We start from the raw sequence: 18088 nt of genomic DNA, 5'->3' as shown, positions 1-18088 counted from the left end.
CGGGAATCGCACCCCGTCGGCTATGAGTAGAGCCATGCTGACCACGCACCCATTTGATGACGACAAGCTGCGCGAAGAGTGCGGCGTTTTTGGCGTATATGGCGCCGACACAGCCTCCGCCATGGTGGCGCTGGGCCTTCACGCCCTGCAGCATCGCGGGCAGGAAGCCGCCGGCATCACCAGCTGGGACGGTGAGGAGTTCCACACCCACCGGGCCATGGGCCATGTCGCGGGCAACTTCGACAAGGACGATGTGATCCGCCAGCTCGCCGGCCATGTCGCCTGCGGCCATGTGCGCTATTCGACGACCGGCGAGACAGCGCTGCGCAACGTCCAGCCGCTCTATGCCGAGCTGTCCTCGGGCGGCTTCGCCATCGCTCACAATGGCAACATCTCCAACGCGATGAACCTGCGCAAGCGGCTGGTGCGCGATGGCGCGATCTTCCAGTCGACCAGCGATACCGAGGTGATCATCCACCTCGTCGCCAAATCGCGTTACCGGACCCTGCTGGATCGCTTCATCGATGCGCTCAAGCAGGTCGAAGGCGCCTATTCGCTCATCTGCCTGACGCGTGAGGGCCTGATCGCCTGCCGCGATCCGCTCGGCATCCGTCCGCTCGTCATGGGCCGGCTGGGCGATGCGATCATCTTCGCCTCCGAGACGGTGGCGTTCGATGTGGTCGGCGCGGAATATATCCGGCAGGTCGAGCCCGGCGAGCTGATCGTGGTGACGCAGGGCGGCGAAATCCGCTCGCACCGCCCCTTTGGCGAGACGGCGCAGGCCCGCCCCTGCATCTTCGAGCATGTCTATTTCTCGCGGCCGGACTCCATCGTGGACGGCAGCAGCGTCTATTCGGTCCGCAAGGGCATTGGCGCGCAGCTGGCCATCGAGAGCCCTGTCGATGCCGATCTCGTGATTCCCGTGCCGGATAGCGGCGTGCCTGCCGCCATCGGCTATGCGCAGCAATCGGGCATTCCGTTCGAGCTGGGCATCATCCGCTCGCATTATGTTGGCCGCACCTTCATCCAGCCGGGCGACAAGGTTCGCCATCTGGGCGTGAAGCTCAAGCACAACGCCAATCGGGCGCTGATCGCCGGCAAGCGCATCGTGCTGATCGACGATTCGATCGTGCGCGGCACCACCAGCCTCAAGATCGTGCAGATGATGCGCGAGGCCGGCGCCAAGGATGTGCACATGCGCATCGCCAGCCCGCCGACCCGGCATAGCTGCTTCTACGGCGTCGATACGCCCGAGCGCGCCAAGCTGCTCGCGCATCGCATGGACGTCTCGCAGATGTGCTCGTTCATTCATGCCGACAGCCTCGCCTTCGTGTCGATCGAAGGCCTTTACCGGGCGATCGGCGAGGCGCGCCGCAATGATGAGCTGCCGCAATATTGCGATGCCTGCTTCACCGGCGATTATCCCACCACCCTCACCGACTTCGACGATCAGGCCGAAGTGAACCAGCTCGAACTGCTGCGCGAACGCGTGGTCTGAGCCGGAGCGGAGACAGCATGACTGACACGACCGACAACCGGCCCCTGGCCGGGCGCCTTGCCCTCGTCACCGGCGCCAGCCGGGGCATCGGCGCGGCCACCGCCATCGAACTCGCGCGCGATGGCGCGCATGTGGTTCTGGTCGCGCGGTCCGTGCCGGATCTTGAAGCGGTGGAAGAACAGATCCACGCCGGCGGCGGCAGCGCCACCATCGCCCCGCTCGACCTGACCGACGGGGAGAGCATCGGGCGCCTGGCCACAGCAATCAGCGGGCGCTGGGAAGCGCTCGACGTGCTGGTGCTCAATGCTGCCACGCTGGGCACGCTTGCCGCCGTGACCGCCATCGACACCAAGGAATTCGCCCGGCAGCTCACGCTCAACATCGCCTCGACCCAGGCGTTGATCGCGGCCTTCGATCCCATGCTTCGCAAGAGCAGCGACGCACGCGTCGTAGCCCTCTCCACCGGCGTCGCCACGGCGCCCCGCGCTTATTGGGGCGCCTATGGCGCATCCAAGGCGGCGCAGGACGTGCTGGTGAGCGCCTATGGGCAGGAAGTCACCAAGATTTCCAAGGTCCGCACCCACATCGTCAACCCCGGCCCCACCCGCACCACCATGCGCGCCCGCGCCTATCCCGGCGAAGACCCGGCAACGCTCAAGACACCGGACGTGGTCGGCCGTGCGATCGCCGATCTGGTGGTCAGCGAGGCGGCCGACGGCACGCGGGTCGATCTGCCGCGGTAAGAGTGGCGGCCGGCGTTTAGGGCCGGGCTTACTCGATCAACGATTTGGGGCAGTGCTTTTGCGGCCTGGGCTCCTGCCTGCGCAGGAGCACGAGGTGGCGTGGAGCATCACCGCGTGGCCGTTTGATTGGGCGTACAAGTGAGCCGTTAAGCCCAAGCTGTGCTCCTGCGCAGGCAGGAGCCTAGGGCAGCAGAGCTCCACGACGGCGGATTGACCAGCGCTTTGATAAGCGCTCCGACAATCCCGCCACCCGCTCAGATCACTCCGTCAAATCGCTCCACACATTCTTGATCTTGCTGAAAAACCCGCTCGACTGCGGACATTCCTCGCCCGTCTCGGTGGCGCGAAACTCTTCCAGCAGTTCCTTCTGCCGGGCGGAGAGCTTGGTGGGCGTTTCCACCTCGATCTGGATGACGAGATCGCCCCGCCCGCGCGCATTCAGCACCGGCATCCCGGCGCCGCGCTGGCGCAACTGCTTGCCGGACTGGATGCCGGCGGGAATGCGGATTTCATGATCCTCGCCGTCCAGGCCGGGCACCTCGATGGTGCCGCCCAAGGCCGCGAGCGTGAAGCTGATCGGCACGCGGCAGAACAGGTTGGTGCCGTCCCGCTCGAAAATCTGGTGCCGCTTCACATGCAGGAAGATGTAGAGATCGCCCGCCGGGGCGCCGCGCGGTCCGGCCTCGCCTTGCCCGGTGAGGCGAATGCGCGTGCCTTCGTCCACGCCAGCCGGCACCTTCACGTCCAGCGAACGACGCTTGTCCACCCGCCCTTCGCCGCGACAGGCACGGCAGGGTGATTTGATCCGCTGGCCGGCGCCATGGCAGCTCGGGCAGGTCCGCTCGATGACGAAGAAGCCCTGCTGCGCCCGCACCTTGCCGTGGCCACCGCAGGTCGGGCAGCTTTCCACGCTGGTACCAGGCTCAGCGCCGCTACCGTCGCAGGCGTCGCATTGCGTGGAGACATCGATCTCGATGGTCGTGTCGCGGCCATGGAAGGCATCTTCCAGCGAGATTTCCATGTCGTAGCGCAGGTCCGCGCCGCGCCGCGTCTGTTGACGGCCACCGCCGCCAAACCCATCGCCGAAGATCGTCTCGAAAATATCGGAGAAATCGGAGAAACCGGCCTGACCGCCCCGTCCGCCGCCCATGCCGCCCTGCTCGAAAGCGGCGTGGCCGAAGCGATCATAAGCCGCTCGCTTCTGCTCGTCCTTCAGGCAGTCATAAGCTTCGTTGATCGCCTTGAACTTGGCTTCGCTCTCCTTGCAGCCCGGATTGCGATCCGGATGACACTGCATGGCCAGCTTGCGATAGGCGGACTTGATCGTCGCGCCATCCGCCGTCCGCTCGACTTCGAGCAGCTCGTAATAATCGATTTTGCTACTCATGCCCCGCAGCAGTCCCAAGCAATCGCCCAGCCGGCCAGTTCACGGGCCGGCCGGGCGTCATTTCCGTTCAATCAGGCTTTGTTGTCTTCGTCGACTTCCGAGAACTCGGCGTCGACGACGTCATCATCAGCCTTCTGGGCCGTACCTTCGGCGCCCGGAGACGCGGCCGCAGCCTGCTCCTTCTCGTAGATCGCCTGACCGAGTTTCATGGAAACCTGTGCCAGTTCCTGGGTCTTGGTCTTCATCGCCTCGACATCGCCGCCCTCGACCGCGCTCTTGGCCGCGGTGACAGCCGCCTCGATCTCGCCCTTGAGCGCCTCGTCCACCTTGTCGCCATGCTCGGCGAGCTGGCGCTCCGTGGTGTGGATCAGGCTCTCGGCGTTGTTCTTCGCCTCGGCGCCCTCACGACGCTTCTTGTCTTCCTCGGCAAAGCGCTCGGCATCCTTGACCATCTGGTCGATGTCGGAATCGCTCAGACCGCCAGACGCCTGGATCTTGATCTGCTGCTCCTTGCCGGTGCCCTTGTCCTTGGCCGAGACGTTCACGATGCCGTTGGCGTCGATGTCGAACGTGACCTCGATCTGCGGCACGCCGCGCGGTGCCGGCGGAATGCCGACCAGATCGAACTGGCCGAGCAGCTTGTTGTCCGCCGCCATTTCACGCTCGCCCTGGAAGACGCGGATGGTCACTGCCTGCTGATTGTCATCAGCCGTCGAGTAGACCTGGCTCTTCTTGGCCGGGATCGTGGTGTTACGGTCGATCATGCGGGTGAACACGCCACCCAGCGTCTCGATGCCCAGCGACAGCGGCGTCACGTCGAGCAGCAGCACGTCCTTGACGTCGCCCTGCAGCACGCCGGCCTGAATGGCAGCGCCCATGGCGACCACTTCGTCCGGGTTCACGCCGGTGTGCGGCTCCTTGCCGAAGAACTCCTTCACCACTTCGCGCACGCGGGGCATGCGGGTCATGCCGCCGACGAGCACGACGTCGCTGATCTCGCTGGAGGAAACGCCGGCGTCCGCGATCGCCTTCTTGCAGGGCTCGAGCGTGCGCTTGATGAGCGCCTCGACCAGCCGCTCAAGGTCGGCACGGGTGATGGTCTTGACCAGGTGCTTGGGACCAGTCGCATCGGCGGTGATGAACGGCAGGTTCACTTCCGTCGTCTGCGCGCTGGAGAGCTCGATCTTGGCCTTCTCGGCGGCTTCCTTCAGGCGCTGCAGCGCCAGCTTGTCGCCGCGCAGGTCGATGCCTTCGTCCTTCTTGAAGCCATCAGCGAGATATTCGACGATCTTGGAGTCGAAATCTTCACCGCCAAGGAAGGTATCGCCGTTGGTCGACTTCACCTCGAACACGCCGTCGCCGATCTCGAGGATCGAGATGTCGAAGGTACCGCCGCCAAGGTCGTAGACCGCGATGGTCTTGCCTTCGCTCTTCTCAAGCCCGTAAGCGAGCGCGGCCGCGGTCGGCTCGTTGATGATGCGCAGCACTTCAAGGCCCGCAATCTGGCCGGCGTCCTTGGTCGCCTGGCGCTGCGCGTCGTTGAAATAGGCCGGCACGGTGATGACGGCCTGCGTCACGGTCTCACCGAGATAGCTCTCGGCGGTTTCCTTCATCTTCTGCAGGATGAAGGCGGAAATCTGCGAGGGGCTGTAGTCCTGCCCGCCAGCATTCACCCAGGCGTCGCCATTGGGACCCTTGGAAATGTTGTAGGGGACCAGCTCCATGTCCTTCTTGGTCAGCGGATCGTCGAACCGGCGACCGATCAGGCGCTTGACGGCATACACGGTGTTGTCCGGATTGGTCACGGCCTGACGCTTGGCCGGCTGGCCAATGAGCCGCTCGCCATCCTTGGCGAATGCCACGATGGAGGGCGTGGTGCGCGCGCCTTCCGCATTCTCGATCACTTTCGGCTTGCCGCCGTCCATCACGGCGACGCAGCTGTTCGTGGTGCCGAGATCAATACCGATAACCTTAGCCATATTTGCCCTCTTGTACCCCATGTGTAGTTGAGCGCCCGGAATTGGGCCGCTGCCGGGGCGGCTCCGCACTCAGGCCGAAACCACCCCGTTGACCGCGCCGATATAGGAGGGTGTTTTCGCGCAACAAGTCCCGAGATGATTTAGCTGACCCAAGCGCGCATCGCAGGCCCGACCGGGGCAGGTCAGGACACGCACGCCGATGCGCGCCCAAGCAAGGCGGCCTGTTTTGCTTGGCGGCGTAGATCGCCGGGTCTAAAGCCCGGCGAGATAACAAACCTCCCGGAGACCGCACATGCACAAGCCCTCCTCGCTCCTCGTCGCAGCCGCGATGCTGGCGACGCTCGGCGCGTGCAGCGACCCGCCGCCGCTGGATGTCGATGGCGGCTTCCTGCGCCTTAACCCCAATCCCAATGCCCCCTCTGCGGCCTATTTCACGATCCACGGCGGCGCCGATGATGTCGTGCTGCGCGACGTGCTGACCGACGAAGCCGTGCGTGTGGAAATTCACGAGAGCAGCACCAAGGACGGCGTCGCCTCCATGCGCCCAGTGAAGACCGTGGACGTGCCCGCCGGCGCGACAGTGAAGTTCGAACCGGGCGGCAAGCACCTCATGCTGTGGTCGATCAACCCGCAGGCGCTTGAGGACAAGAAGATGACGTTTACCTTCATCTTCTCCAACGGCCAGCGCATTCTCGCCGACGCCATCGTGCAACAGCCGGGCGCGGCTGGTGAGATGGCCGGCATGGAAGACCATAGCGGCCACTAAGCTGGGCTCGGCCTGTCCAGGCATATGATGGGGAAATGGGCATGACGGCCCTGCGATAGTGGGCGCAGGCACGGACTGAACGTGCGCCCCGTCTGATAGCGAAACGATCTCCGATATTAGAACGGATTTAATACTTGCCGGGTTAGAGACTTGCTGCCGCGCGCGCCCGCTTTATGGGGCGGCTGGGCGGAGAAATGTGGTGGGGTCGGTTGATGGAAGACGTGGCAAGCAAACCGTTGGGCGGCTTGCTCCTTATCCTGCCCCTTCTCGTTCATCAGTATGAAGGCGATGTCTTCATTGAGCAGCAGGCGGCGAATGGCCTGCACCAGTGGATTCGCCATTTCGGCCAGATGACATTGTGCGTGAAGGTCGTGAACGCTCCCCCTCCTGCGGACAGCGTTTCGATCGCAGGGCTTGGCTTGGGACCAAATCTTGCCGTTGAGCTGATGCCGCGAGCGTGGACGCCGCTTTCCTTTGCCAAGGCCTATCCAGAGATGCGTGCCAAATTGTCACGCCTGATCGACAGCCACGCGTTCCTCCATTGTGCCCTTGGCGGGGCGTGGGGCGACTGGGCCGCCGTTGCGGCGCTGATGGCCGCTCGCAGGGGGCGGAAGGTCGCCGTGTGGACGGACAGGGTCGAGTCGGAAGTCATGCGCATCGACGCCCTCAGAGCATCGGGCGTCCGGCGCTTTGTCAGGCTTATGAATGCGGGCCTCGCGCAACGCCTGGAGCGTCGCGCGATTGGGTCGGCAGCGCTTGGCCTGTTCCATGGCAATGATTGCTACCAGACTTATCGTGGGTTCAATGCCAATTCGTTTCTTGTGCACGACATCCATTTGAAGCCGCACGACAAAATCTCGGACGAGAGCCTGATCCGCAAAATACGCGACGTCGAGCACGGCCCTCTGCGTCTGATCTACATTGGGCGGTTTCACCCCGATAAAGGTGTCATGGACTGGATAGAAACGCTCCGTCTCGTCAAAGAGGCGGGGGTAGCGTTTCGTGCCCAGTGGTATGGCGATGGCCCGCAGCGGGAGGAGGCGCGCGCAAAAGTGCTGGCGCAAGGGCTTGAGGAACAAATCGAATTCCCCGGCCTCCTCGTCGATCGATCGGAGTTGCTGGATAAGTTGCGCGCGGCGCATCTGATGCCGTTTTGTCACCTGACGCCTGAATCTCCGCGGAACCTGATCGAGGCGCTGGCGTCTGGAACACCCATAGTCGGTTATGAGTCAGCATATCCTCAGGATTTGATTTCCGGCCACGGTGGCGGCGTCCTCACCCCCATGGATCCTCAGGCTTTAGCGCATGAATTGGTCCGGCTGGGGCGTGATCGGGCTGCCCTTGCGGAGTTGATCGGCCGGGCGGCTCAGGATGGTGCGCACATGAACGACGAAGCCGTGTTCGCTCATCGGGCATCGCTGATGAAGCTATATTGTCGAGCCGAACCTCGGAGCGTCGAAGCTGCCATCAGCGGGACGGGCCTTGAGGGCGCGCGCCGTGACAGCGATTTCAAACCCTGCGCTTAGTCTGGCCGGATAGAGGCGACGGCCTGCCCCCCGAGCATGTGACAAGTGCCATCGAAAATCACTCCCAAGCTATCCTTGGCCAGGGGCAAAGTGCTGATCGTCGTCGATGTAGGCGCGAAGATCGGCGCCGCATGTATTTGGCTCAGAGCCCGCAAACCGGCGTGAAATGCTGTACTGATCAGCCCACGGAAAAGACCTTTGTTTTGGGTCTGTCCCGGAAAAGCGGTCTTTCATTCACTCGGAATGCGGCATTAAACGCCCTTGAAATCAGGGCATTTAATGGTGGGCGCGGCAAGGATTGAACTTGCGACCCCACCCGTGTGAAGGGTGTGCTCTACCACTGAGCTACGCGCCCGGCGATCCAATCGCGGAGGCGAGCGCTTTGGCGATTGAGGGGCGGCATGTCAAGCCGCTGTGTCGGCCTTCCGTGCGATTCCTTCGGGCTACCAGCGCGACGCTGCGGTTCGCTTCAGTGCTTGGTCTGCGTCATCCGGTCGACATACGCGATGCCGATGGCGGATATGATGAACAGGCCGTGGATGATCGACTGCCACATCACCCCCTCGCTCGTCACGCGAGCCGCAGGCGTGCCCATGGCGCCGGCCTCAATGAAGGTGCGCAGCAGGTGGATCGAGGAAATGCCGATGATCGCCATTGCCAGCTTCACCTTGAGCACGCCGGCATTCACATGGCTGAGCCACTCCGGCTGGTCGCGATGGCCCTGTAGGCCGAGCCGGGACACGAAGGTCTCATAGCCGCCAACGATGACCATGATCAGCAGGTTGGAGATCATCACCACGTCGATCAGCCCGAGCACCATCAGCATGATCTGCTGCTCGGTAAACTCATAGGCGTGGAGGACGAGGTGGATCAGCTCCTTGATAAACAGGAACACATAGACGCACTGCGCGACGATGAGGCCCAGATACAGCGGGAGCTGCAGCCAGCGTGACCCGAAGATCAGCAGCGGCAGCGGACGGAGCGGAGCGTTGGGATCGGCAGGTGTCATGGCGGCGCCAGATAATCGCCCGCCCAAGCCCTGTCATCCCCGATTCTGGTGGCCGCCGGGTGATCATCGCACGCTGCGCGCGCTCGACCGACGGCTGCCCGCTTGCATGGCCGGTTCCCCTCACCCATATCGCGGCGCATGGCAGACACCCAGCACAGCGCCATGCCGGTCTGGCACGGCACCACCATCCTCTCCGTCCGCGCTTCAGGAAAGGTCGTCGTCATCGGCGATGGCCAGGTCTCGATGGGGCAGACGGTCATGAAACCCAATGCCCGCAAGGTGCGCCGCCTGCATGATGGCAGCGTGATCGGCGGCTTTGCCGGCGCCACGGCGGACGCCTTCACCCTCTTCGAGCGGCTGGAGAGCAAGCTGGAGCGGCATAACGGGCAGCTCATGCGCGCCGCCGTCGAGCTGGCGAAGGACTGGCGCACGGACAAATATCTGCGCAATCTTGAGGCCATGATGATCGTGGCGGACAAGGATACGACGCTGATCCTCACCGGCAATGGCGATGTGCTGGAGCCGCTGGAAGGCATCGCCGCGATCGGATCGGGCGGCAATTACGCGCTCTCCGCCGCGCGGGCGCTGCAGGATTATGAGAAGGACGCCGAGACGCTCGCCCGCAAGGCCATGAAGATCGCGGCGGAAATCTGCGTCTACACCAATGACAGCCTGACCATCGAGACGCTGGACAGCGCCACCTGACACATCATCCCGCCTCACCCCGTTCGTCTCGAGCGAAGTCGAGAGACGGACAGACCGGCCTCAACGTGTCTCGACTTCGCTCGACACGAACGGATTTCAAAGCACCCTTATGAACGACAATCTCACCCCCAAAGCCATCGTCACCGCGCTGGATGCGCACATCATCGGTCAAGCCGAGGCCAAGCGCGCTGTCGCCGTTGCCCTGCGCAATCGCTGGCGGCGCCAGAAGCTCTCGCCCGAGCTGCGCGACGAGGTGACGCCCAAGAACATCCTGATGATCGGCCCCACGGGCTGCGGCAAGACCGAGATCAGCCGGCGCCTCGCCAAGCTGGCCGATGCGCCGTTCATCAAGGTGGAAGCGACCAAGTTCACCGAAGTCGGCTATGTCGGCCGCGACGTGGAGCAGATCGTGCGCGATCTGGTTGAGGAAGCCGTGCGCCTCGAACGCGAGCGTCGGCGCGAGGCTGTGCGCGACGCGGCCAGCGAGGCGGCCATGGGCCGGCTGCTCGATGCCCTCACCGGCAAGGAAGCCAGCGAGGCCACGCGCCTCTCCTTCCGCCAGCGGATCGAGAGCGACCAGATGAACGATGTCGAGGTGGAGGTCGAGGTGACCGATGCCCCGGCCGCGCCGATGGAAATCCCCGGCATGGGTGGCAATATCGGCATGATCAACCTGTCGGACATGATGTCCAAGGCGCTCGGCCAGCAGCAGAAGAAGCGTCGCAAGATGCGGGTTGCCGATGCCTGGGACAAGCTGGTCGAGGAAGAGCAGGACAAGCGGCTCGATCAGGACGATGTCGCCCGCGTCGCCATTGCCTCGGCCGAGCAGAACGGCATCGTGTTCCTCGACGAGATCGACAAAATCGCGGTGAGCGACGTGCGCGGCGGATCGGTGAGCCGCGAGGGCGTCCAGCGCGATCTGCTGCCGCTGATCGAGGGCACGACGGTCGCCACAAAATACGGCCCGCTCAAGACCGACCATATCCTGTTCATCGCCTCGGGCGCCTTCCATGTCGCCAAGCCGAGCGACTTGCTGCCGGAACTGCAGGGCCGCCTGCCGATCCGCGTGGAATTGAAGGGCCTGACCGAGGAGGATTTCGTCGCGATCCTCTCCGACACCAAGGCCTCGCTGCCCGAGCAATATGCCGCGCTTCTGGCGACCGAAGGCGTCACCATCCAGCTCGCGCCGGACGGTATCCGCGCGATCGCAAAGATCGCCGCCGACGTGAACGAGCAGGTCGAGAATATCGGCGCCCGCCGACTGCAGACCGTGATGGAAAAGCTGCTGGAGGATGTGAGCTTCGAGGCTGACACCCGCGCGGGCGAGACAATCACCATCGATGCCGGCTATGTCGAACGCCAGCTTTCGGGTATCGCCAAGAACACGGACCTGAGCAAATATATCCTCTGAACCGGAGGCGTTAAGGGAGCGATTGCGCATGAGCTATGAGACAGTGCTGGTCGAGCAGCGCGGCGCCGTCACGCTGGTCATGCTCAATCGTCCCCAGGCGCTCAACGCCCTCAACAGCCAGGTGCTGGCCGATCTGATCGCGGTATTCGAGGGCTACGATGCGGACGACGCGCAGCGCTGCCTCGTCCTCACTGGCAGCGAGAAAGCCTTCGCCGCCGGCGCGGACATCAAGGAGATGGCCGATAAGACCGGCGCCGACATGTACCGCGCGGAGATGTTCGCGCAGTGGACAAGCCGCATCGCCGCGACGCGCAAGCCGTGGATCGCGGCGGTTGCCGGCTTTGCACTCGGCGGCGGGTGCGAACTGGCGATGATGGCGGACTTCATCATTGCGGCAGACACGGCCAAGTTCGGTCAGCCTGAAATCACATTGGGTGTGGCGCCGGGCATGGGCGGATCGCAGCGGCTCACCCGCGCGGTCGGCAAGGCCAAGGCGATGGACCTGTGTCTGACCGGCCGCCGCATGGATGCAGAGGAAGCCGAGCGGGCTGGCCTCGTCGCGCGCATCGTGCCGGCCGACGATCTGCTCGACGAAGCGCTGAAGGCGGCCGAGGCGGTCGCCGCCATGCCGCCGTTGGCCGTCATGGCCAACAAGGAGCTGGTCAACCTCGCGTTCGAAACCACACTCACCCAGGGTCTGGTCAGCGAGCGGCGCATCTTCCAGCTTCTCGCATCCACCGAAGACAAGGCGGAGGGCATGGCAGCCTTTGTGGAAAAGCGCCGGCCGGAATGGACCGGGCGTTAAGCACTGCTACAGTGCTCTGTGCCGATGAGGCGCGGCACAACGGGTCGCCGGAAATAATAACAACTTTAAAGATTTGGAGACATTTCACCCTCTAGATGAAGTGCTCACGGCGAGCTGCGCGGCTTGATGAGACGAGCCCTCCGTGATTGACCGAAATAAGATGTGAGATGTGACGGTGGGTAACATCAAAGGCCGAGGCAGCCCCCTGCGTCATCACCCCGAAGCAGTTGAAATCGATCTGATTCGCGGCCTCTTTCATGCCTTCGCGCCGGCGCTGGTCATGACGATCAGCTTTCTGTCGGCGGGGTTGGTCATCCTGAACCGCACCGGGGACAGCATCCTGCTCGTCCTGCTGATCCTGGGCGCAGTTGCGTCCGTGGCCCGCCTCGTGTCCGCGCATCTGATCGCACCGATCATCCATGCCGAAGGGGTGACGATCGAGCAGGCGAGATATCTCGAGCGGCTCTTTGCGATTCCCTATCTCTGTTTTTCCCTTGTGCTTGGCCTCTTCGGCTTTCGCCTGCTCCAGCTCCCCTCGGCAGACGCCCATATGGTGGCTGCGGCCCTGTCGCTCAGCTATTGCGCCGGCGTCGCTGTCGGTATGGGATCGCGGATGTGGATCGCGGTGCCGAGCATGATGCTGGCGCTCGGGCCGGTGATCGCCGCGATGCTACTGCAACCCGACTTTCTCTATAAGCTCAGCGGCGCCGTGATGGCGGCGATCCTGCTCAGCGGCATCCAGAGCTTGCGCGGCAAGCAGAACCGCTCGGCGGACGACATTGCGCTGCGCATCGCCTTCTCGCACCTCGCCCGCAAGGATGCGCTGACCGCCCTCCCCAACCGCATCGCGCTGCGCGAGTGGTGGGAACAGGTCGTTGCGTCCGGGGCGGAGAACAAGCTGGTCGCGGTCCATTATCTCGACCTCAACGACTTCAAGCCAGTCAACGATCGCCATGGTCATCCGGTTGGCGACGCCCTGCTCGCCGCTGCCGGCAAGCGCATCGCCCGGACGATAAGGGACAGCGACATCGTCGCGCGGCTCGGGGGGGACGAATTTGCGGTCATCCAATATGACATCGTGAACGCCGACGATGCCGCCCAGCTCGCTGCCCGCATCCGGGAGGCGATCACCCAGCCATTCAGTATCGGCGCGCTGACCCTCAAGATCTCGACCGGCCACGGCTTCGTGGTGTCGCGCGGCCGGGACGAAGCGCTCGAAGACCTGCTCGCCCTTGCCGACAAGGCGCTCTACACCAGCAAACAGGGCGGCGAAATTTCCCAATATGAGGCTGTCGAGACAATCACCCGCCGCGTCGCCTGATCAGCACTCTGATCTCAATCCCCACCCGGTAGCCACATGGGTCAACAAGTGTGACGCGCGGGTCAAGCCAGCGGCGTTGGATTCACGCATCGGGTGCGGCATAGCCTGAAGGCGTGGCACCGCCTTGCTCATCGCGCGCAGGCGGCAGAACGTCGGGAGAGGATATGAAGACGCACGGGCTTGCTATTCTGGCCGCAACGGCGCTGCTGGGCGCCAGCGCTTGCCAGATGACGACCTCCACCACTTCGGTGGCGACGGAAGCCGGCATCGGCCACGGGCAGATGGTAAAGGCAGATGATCAGCCCGGCCAATGGGCATCCTACAGCCGCACTTGGGACGAACAGCGCTACAGCCCGCTCGACCAGATCAAGGACAGCAATGCCCATCGCCTCGGCCTCGCCTGGTTCGACGATCTCGACACCTATCGCGGGGTGCAGGCGACGCCTCTGGTGATCGATGGCGTGCTCTTCAACGAAAATATCTTCAACGTCGTCACGGCCTATAATGCCAAGACCGGCGAGAAATTGTGGGTGTACGACCCCAAGGTCGGCAAGGAATGGGCCGGCCTCGCCTGCTGCGGCCCCTCCTCGCGCGGCCTTGCCGCCTGGGGCAACAAGATCATCATCGGCGCGCTGGATGGGCGGCTGATCGCCATCGATCGCAAGACCGGGGCCGAGCTCTGGTCCGCGCAGACCTTCGATCGCAAGGAGCAATATTCGATCACCGGCGCGCCGCGCGTCTATGACGGCAAGGTGATCATCGGCAATGGCGGCGCGGACTATGGCTCGCGCGGCTTCGTGGCCGCCTATGATGCCGAGACCGGCAAGCGGCTGTGGAAATTCTACATCGTCCCCGGCAACCCCGCCAACGGCCCGGACGGCGAAGCCTCCGACAGCGCGATGAAGATCGCCGCGCCGACCTGGCACGGCAAATTCTGGGAGACCGGCGGCGGCGGCAATGCGTGGGACAGCTTCGCCTACGATCCCGAACTGAACCTCGTCTACATCGGCACCGGCAATGGCAGCCCGCAAAGCTGGCATCACCGCAGCGACAGCAAGGGCGACAATCTGTTCCTCTGCTCCATGGTGGCGGTGGATGCGACCACGGGCGCCTATAAATGGCACTACCAGATGGTGCCCGAGGAGGACTGGGATTATACCTGCACCCAGCCCATCGTGCTCGCCGACCTCAAGATCGACGGCAAGCTGCGCAAGGTGGCCATGCAGGCGCCGAAGAACGGCTTCTTCTACGTGCTGGACCGCGCGACCGGCGCGCTGATCTCCGCCAAGAGCTATGTGTCGGTCAACACATGGGCCAGCCATGTCGACATGAAGACGGGGCGCCCGGTGGTGCTGCCCACCGCGCATAACACGACCACGCCGCACATCATGAGCCCGAGCTGGATGGCCGCGCACACCTGGCACCCGATGAGCTACAGCCCCAAGACCGGGCTGGTCTATCTCTCGGCGCAGGAGCAGGGGTCGATCTACGCCAACCAGCCGGACGGTGCGTACCAATATGTGCGCGGGCGCAACAACACCGGCTTCGATCATGCCAACCAGCCGGAGCTACGCAAGCAGCTGATGAACGAGATCATGGCGAGCGAGAAAGGCTATCTGCTCGCCTGGAACCCGGCGACGCAGAGCGAGGCCTGGCGCGTGCCCTATCCGCATCCCGGCTCAGGCGGCGTGCTGACCACGGCGGGTAACATCCTCGTGCAGCCGACCATCAACAAGACCGTCGCCATCTACCGGGCGGACAACGGCCGAAAGCTCTGGGAAATGAACGTCGATCAGGCCGGCGTCGCGGGCGCGATGACCTATATGATCGACGGCGAGCAATATATCGCGCTCAATGTCGGCTGGGGCGGCTCGCCGGTCTATAATCTCGCCAAGGATGGCCCCTTCCGCTTCGCCACCGCCAAGCTGCTGGTGTTCAAGCTGGACGTCAAGGGCGTGACACTGCCGCCGATGAAGACGCAGGAAGAGACCGCCTATCTGCCCCGCCAGCGCATCCCTGCCGAGGTCGCCGCGCGTGGTGCGGCTCTCTATGGCGAGACCTGCAACCGCTGCCATGGCGACAATGCCGTCGGCGGCATCAAGGATCTGCGGCGGATGAGCAAGGACGCGCATGACGGCTTTCTCGACATTGTGCTGAACGGAACCCTGCTCCACAAGGGCATGCCCAATTTCAGCGGGGTGCTGACCAAGGCGCAGGCCGAAGACATCCACGGCTATCTCATCACCCGTGCTCAGGAAGACTGGTAAGGGCACGGGAACGGGCACCCCGCGCCGACGTTAGACCATGAGAGACAACAGGCGTGGGACGAGATCATGACGAGACAAGCGAAAACCGATAAGCCGAAATCGGCAACCCCGCGCCGCGCGAGGACCAAGGCCGTGAACCCGCGTCAGCTGCCCGTGGTAGTGGAGCATGAGAAAAGCACGACGCAGGTCATTGCCGACAAGGCGGTCAAGACCGGCCGCGCCCTTGGCAAGACCAGCGTGCGTCTGGCGCAACCGATCGTCAAATCGATCAAGCATGAGGATAACCGCACGCTCGCCAAGATGGTGGTCGCAGCGGTGACGCCGCGCCTCATCAACTACGGCCTCCGCTTTGCGGTCCGCAATCCGGTGCTGACCGTCGCCGGCATCTTAGTGACCGCGACCATCATCGGCTCGCAGGATGATGGGGCCCAAGAGGAGAGCTGAGCTCTTCTCCGATAGCGGCACACACGCAAACGCCGGGGTAAAACCCCGGCGTTGCTGTTTACGGCTGAGGGCGTTCAGGGCGCTTAGTGCGGCCCCTTCCCGTCCGACACGCCGCCCCAATCCTCATTGGCCCGCGCGATCAGATAGCCATGGATCGCCTCGGCATCCTCGGCCGAGATGAGGTCCGCAAAGCTCGCCATGCCCTTGTCGGCATAAAGGCCCTTGAGCACGATGTCGTTGAACTTGGCGTGCGTCTCGCGCGTCATCATCCGCAGATCCTTGACGCCGCCGATCGCCTGCTGGCCGTGACACACCGCGCAGGTCTCGGCGAAGAGCTGCGCCCCGCGTGCGACCTGCGCCTCGCTGGCGCGGAGCGGTGGCGGCTCCGGCGCTTTCGCGGCCGGCTGGAGTGCCGGCAACTGCGCCGTGCCGCCCAGCTTGAACACGATCAGCCGGGCCGGCGCACGTGGCATCTCGATGCCCTGCCCGCGCTCGACCATGGCGGCGCCCCCGCCCCAACCAGCGTTGACGGCGACATATTGCACGCCATCCAGCGTGTAGGTGATCGGCCCGGCCACCGGCGCGCTCTGCACCGGCATTTCCCAGAGCAGCTTGCCGTTGCGGGCATCGAAGGCCGCGAAGGTCTGGCGCGTCGTGCCCTCGAAAACGAGGTCGCTGCCCGTGACCATCACGCCGCCATTGCCGTGGCGCGGCAACGGAATCTTCCAGGCAGCCTTCTGCTTCACCGGATCCCAGGCCAGGAGATAGGCCTTGTCCATGGCCACGGCCCCTTTCATCAACTCGCCACGCTTCTTCGCCGCCTCGCCGGTATATCCACCCCAGCCTGCATTGGAGCGGAACGGCTTGGGCTGGAAATCGGGATCGAGCGCCAGCACCATGCCGGATTCGTAGAGCGGGAAATAAGCCAGCTTGGTGCGCGGACTATAGGCCATGGGGAACCAGTTATGCGCGCCGCCCGGCCCCGGCTTCACCAGAAACGGATCCTGGCCATAATGCGCATCCGGGTTCATCTTCGGGCGGCCGGTCTTGGGATCGATGCCGAGCGTCCAGTTCGCCGGCGCAATCTGACCGGCGGAGATAAACTCGCCCGTCGCGCGGTCCAGCACGTAGAAATAGCCGTTCTTGGGCGCCTGCATCAGCACCTTGCGGTCCCGTCCGCCGATCTTCAGGTCCGCAGTGACGATGGATTGCGTGCAGGTGTAGTCCCAGTCCTCCTCGGGCACCATCTGGTAGTGCCAGGCATATTTGCCGGTCTCGACATTCACCGCGACGATGGAGCAGATGAACAGATTGTCGCCCTTGCCGTTGCTGCGATAATGCCAGGAGAGCGGCGACCCGTTGCCCGTGCCGATATAGACCAGCTTGAGCGCAGGATCATAGCCGATGCTGTCCCACGCATTGGCACCGCCGCCCAGCTTCCAATAGTCGCCGGACCACGTCTTGCGGATCATCTCCATGACATTGTCGGACGCTGCGCCATCCGGCCCCTTGGCGGGATCGCCGGGGGTCAGGTAGAATTTCCAGGCTTCCTTGCCGGTGTCGGCATCGTAAGCCGCGACGAAGCCGCGGATGCCCATGTCGCCGCCGCTATTGCCGACCACCACCTTGCCGTCGAACACGCGCGGCGCGCCGGTGATGGTATAGGGCATGTCCTTGGGCGTGCTCTGCACCGACCAGACCGGCTTGCCGTCCGCCGCATTGAGCGCAATCACCCGCCCGTCCAGCGTCGCGATGATGACCTTGCCCTTCCACAGCGCCAGGCCCCGCGCCACCGGCTCGCAGCAGGCATAGCGGCCGAACTCGCGCTGCACCTGCGGATCATAAGTCCACAGGCGCTTGCCGGTGCGGGCATCATAGGCAATCGTGATGTTCCACGGCAGCGTGTTGTAAAGCACGCCATCAGCATAAAGCGGCGTGGCCTCGACACCCCGGAAGGTATCGAGATCGTCATACCAGGCGATGCCGAGCTGGCTGACATTCTGCGCGTTGATCTGGTCGAGCGGGCTGTAGCGCTGGGCGCTGTAAGTACGCCCGTCATGCAGCCACTCCGTGCCGTCGGTCGCCTGCGCCGCCATCCGCGCGCTGTCGACCTCGGCCCGGCCGCTCGCCTGCAACTGCGCCATGAACGCAACCATCAGCGCGCCTAGAACCAGCACGGCTATCCCCACCGCACCGGCGGGCCGTCTCCACATCGCCATCATCGCGT

The 18088-nt window shown here is 64.0% G+C and carries 15 protein-coding genes and 1 tRNA gene; 10 read left to right on the top strand and 6 right to left on the bottom strand.

Annotated elements, in window-relative coordinates:
- Positions 1-34: 34 nt before the first annotated feature.
- On the top strand, positions 35-1498 hold the full coding sequence (purF, locus tag M2332_RS15480) for an amidophosphoribosyltransferase (protein WP_181559103.1): 1464 nt from the start codon (positions 35-37) through the stop codon (positions 1496-1498).
- A 17-nt stretch (positions 1499-1515) separates the two neighbouring features.
- Positions 1516-2241 (top strand): SDR family NAD(P)-dependent oxidoreductase, encoded by a 726-nt coding sequence (locus M2332_RS15475; protein WP_264574753.1) that lies wholly within the window; start codon positions 1516-1518, stop codon positions 2239-2241.
- A 259-nt stretch (positions 2242-2500) separates the two neighbouring features.
- Here M2332_RS15475 and dnaJ read toward each other — a convergent pair whose 3' ends face one another.
- Positions 2501-3628, bottom strand: coding sequence for a molecular chaperone DnaJ (dnaJ, locus tag M2332_RS15470; protein WP_264574752.1), 1128 nt, complete (start codon positions 3626-3628; stop codon positions 2501-2503).
- A 71-nt stretch (positions 3629-3699) separates the two neighbouring features.
- On the bottom strand, positions 3700-5607 hold the full coding sequence (gene dnaK, locus M2332_RS15465) for a molecular chaperone DnaK (RefSeq protein WP_264574751.1): 1908 nt from the start codon (positions 5605-5607) through the stop codon (positions 3700-3702).
- Between the two features lie 292 nt (positions 5608-5899).
- Between dnaK and M2332_RS15460 the strand changes: the two genes are divergently transcribed.
- Both M2332_RS15460 and M2332_RS15455 read left to right on the top strand, forming a co-directional pair.
- The gene (locus tag M2332_RS15460) at positions 5900-6373 is read left to right on the top strand and encodes a copper chaperone PCu(A)C (protein WP_264574750.1); all 474 of its coding nucleotides are present in this window, start codon (positions 5900-5902) and stop codon (positions 6371-6373) included.
- 212 nt (positions 6374-6585) lie between these two features.
- Positions 6586-7899, top strand: a complete 1314-nt coding sequence (locus tag M2332_RS15455) for a glycosyltransferase (protein WP_264574749.1) — start codon at positions 6586-6588, stop codon at positions 7897-7899.
- 280 nt (positions 7900-8179) lie between these two features.
- On the opposite strand, the gene M2332_RS15450 is transcribed toward M2332_RS15455, so the two are convergent.
- A tRNA-Val gene (locus tag M2332_RS15450) sits at positions 8180-8254 on the bottom strand.
- A gap of 114 nt (positions 8255-8368) precedes the next feature.
- On the bottom strand, positions 8369-8908 hold the full coding sequence (locus M2332_RS15445; protein ID WP_264574748.1) for a TIGR00645 family protein: 540 nt from the start codon (positions 8906-8908) through the stop codon (positions 8369-8371).
- 162 nt (positions 8909-9070) lie between these two features.
- Between M2332_RS15445 and hslV the strand changes: the two genes are divergently transcribed.
- The 3 genes from hslV (at position 9071) to M2332_RS15430 (ending at position 11829) form a co-directional block, all read left to right on the top strand.
- Complete coding sequence (gene hslV / locus M2332_RS15440; RefSeq protein ID WP_264572210.1) at positions 9071-9613, top strand: ATP-dependent protease subunit HslV; 543 nt, start codon at positions 9071-9073, stop codon at positions 9611-9613.
- Positions 9614-9722: 109 nt separating this feature from the next.
- Entirely contained in the window at positions 9723-11024 is a 1302-nt protein-coding gene (hslU, locus tag M2332_RS15435) for an ATP-dependent protease ATPase subunit HslU (RefSeq protein WP_264574747.1), read from the top strand.
- 28 nt (positions 11025-11052) lie between these two features.
- Complete coding sequence (locus tag M2332_RS15430) at positions 11053-11829, top strand: enoyl-CoA hydratase-related protein (RefSeq protein WP_264574746.1); 777 nt, start codon at positions 11053-11055, stop codon at positions 11827-11829.
- A gap of 91 nt (positions 11830-11920) precedes the next feature.
- Here the strand turns inward: M2332_RS15430 and M2332_RS15425 are convergent, their stop codons facing one another.
- Positions 11921-12088, bottom strand: coding sequence for a hypothetical protein (locus M2332_RS15425; protein ID WP_264574745.1), 168 nt, complete (start codon positions 12086-12088; stop codon positions 11921-11923).
- Between the two features lie 21 nt (positions 12089-12109).
- Between M2332_RS15425 and M2332_RS15420 the strand changes: the two genes are divergently transcribed.
- The 3 genes from M2332_RS15420 to M2332_RS15410 all read left to right on the top strand — a co-directional run bounded on the left by M2332_RS15420 (position 12110) and on the right by M2332_RS15410 (position 15861).
- Entirely contained in the window at positions 12110-13150 is a 1041-nt protein-coding gene (locus M2332_RS15420) for a GGDEF domain-containing protein (RefSeq protein WP_264574744.1), read from the top strand.
- A 164-nt stretch (positions 13151-13314) separates the two neighbouring features.
- Positions 13315-15417 carry a PQQ-dependent dehydrogenase, methanol/ethanol family gene (locus tag M2332_RS15415; protein WP_264574743.1) on the top strand — a complete coding sequence of 701 codons (2103 nt, stop codon included), beginning with the start codon at positions 13315-13317 and terminating at the stop codon, positions 15415-15417.
- A 132-nt stretch (positions 15418-15549) separates the two neighbouring features.
- A complete protein-coding gene (locus tag M2332_RS15410; RefSeq protein WP_264574742.1) occupies positions 15550-15861 on the top strand; it encodes a hypothetical protein in 312 nt (103 codons plus the stop codon).
- 83 nt (positions 15862-15944) lie between these two features.
- Here M2332_RS15410 and M2332_RS15405 read toward each other — a convergent pair whose 3' ends face one another.
- Complete coding sequence (locus M2332_RS15405; protein WP_264574741.1) at positions 15945-18083, bottom strand: PQQ-dependent dehydrogenase, methanol/ethanol family; 2139 nt, start codon at positions 18081-18083, stop codon at positions 15945-15947.
- Between the last annotated feature and the right edge of the window lie 5 nt (positions 18084-18088).

The sequence above is a fragment of the Sphingobium sp. B11D3A genome (assembly GCF_025961695.1).
Classification (GTDB): Bacteria; Pseudomonadota; Alphaproteobacteria; order Sphingomonadales; family Sphingomonadaceae; genus Sphingobium.
This window is presented reverse-complemented; position numbering and strand designations above follow the sequence as displayed.

Bases quoted from the DNA above. Each gene is read 5' to 3' on its own strand.
- purF (WP_181559103.1), top strand. From the start codon at position 35: ATGCTGACCACGCACCCATTTGATGACGACAAGCTGCGCGAAGAGTGC.
- M2332_RS15475 (WP_264574753.1), top strand. From the start codon at position 1,516: ATGACTGACACGACCGACAACCGGCCCCTGGCCGGGCGCCTTGCCCTC.
- dnaJ (WP_264574752.1), bottom strand. From the start codon at position 3,628: ATGAGTAGCAAAATCGATTATTACGAGCTGCTCGAAGTCGAGCGGACG.
- dnaK (WP_264574751.1), bottom strand. From the start codon at position 5,607: ATGGCTAAGGTTATCGGTATTGATCTCGGCACCACGAACAGCTGCGTC.
- M2332_RS15460 (WP_264574750.1), top strand. From the start codon at position 5,900: ATGCACAAGCCCTCCTCGCTCCTCGTCGCAGCCGCGATGCTGGCGACG.
- M2332_RS15455 (WP_264574749.1), top strand. From the start codon at position 6,586: ATGGAAGACGTGGCAAGCAAACCGTTGGGCGGCTTGCTCCTTATCCTG.
- M2332_RS15445 (WP_264574748.1), bottom strand. From the start codon at position 8,908: ATGACACCTGCCGATCCCAACGCTCCGCTCCGTCCGCTGCCGCTGCTG.
- hslV (WP_264572210.1), top strand. From the start codon at position 9,071: ATGCCGGTCTGGCACGGCACCACCATCCTCTCCGTCCGCGCTTCAGGA.
- hslU (WP_264574747.1), top strand. From the start codon at position 9,723: ATGAACGACAATCTCACCCCCAAAGCCATCGTCACCGCGCTGGATGCG.
- M2332_RS15430 (WP_264574746.1), top strand. From the start codon at position 11,053: ATGAGCTATGAGACAGTGCTGGTCGAGCAGCGCGGCGCCGTCACGCTG.
- M2332_RS15425 (WP_264574745.1), bottom strand. From the start codon at position 12,088: ATGAAAGAGGCCGCGAATCAGATCGATTTCAACTGCTTCGGGGTGATG.
- M2332_RS15420 (WP_264574744.1), top strand. From the start codon at position 12,110: ATGACGATCAGCTTTCTGTCGGCGGGGTTGGTCATCCTGAACCGCACC.
- M2332_RS15415 (WP_264574743.1), top strand. From the start codon at position 13,315: ATGAAGACGCACGGGCTTGCTATTCTGGCCGCAACGGCGCTGCTGGGC.
- M2332_RS15405 (WP_264574741.1), bottom strand. From the start codon at position 18,083: ATGATGGCGATGTGGAGACGGCCCGCCGGTGCGGTGGGGATAGCCGTG.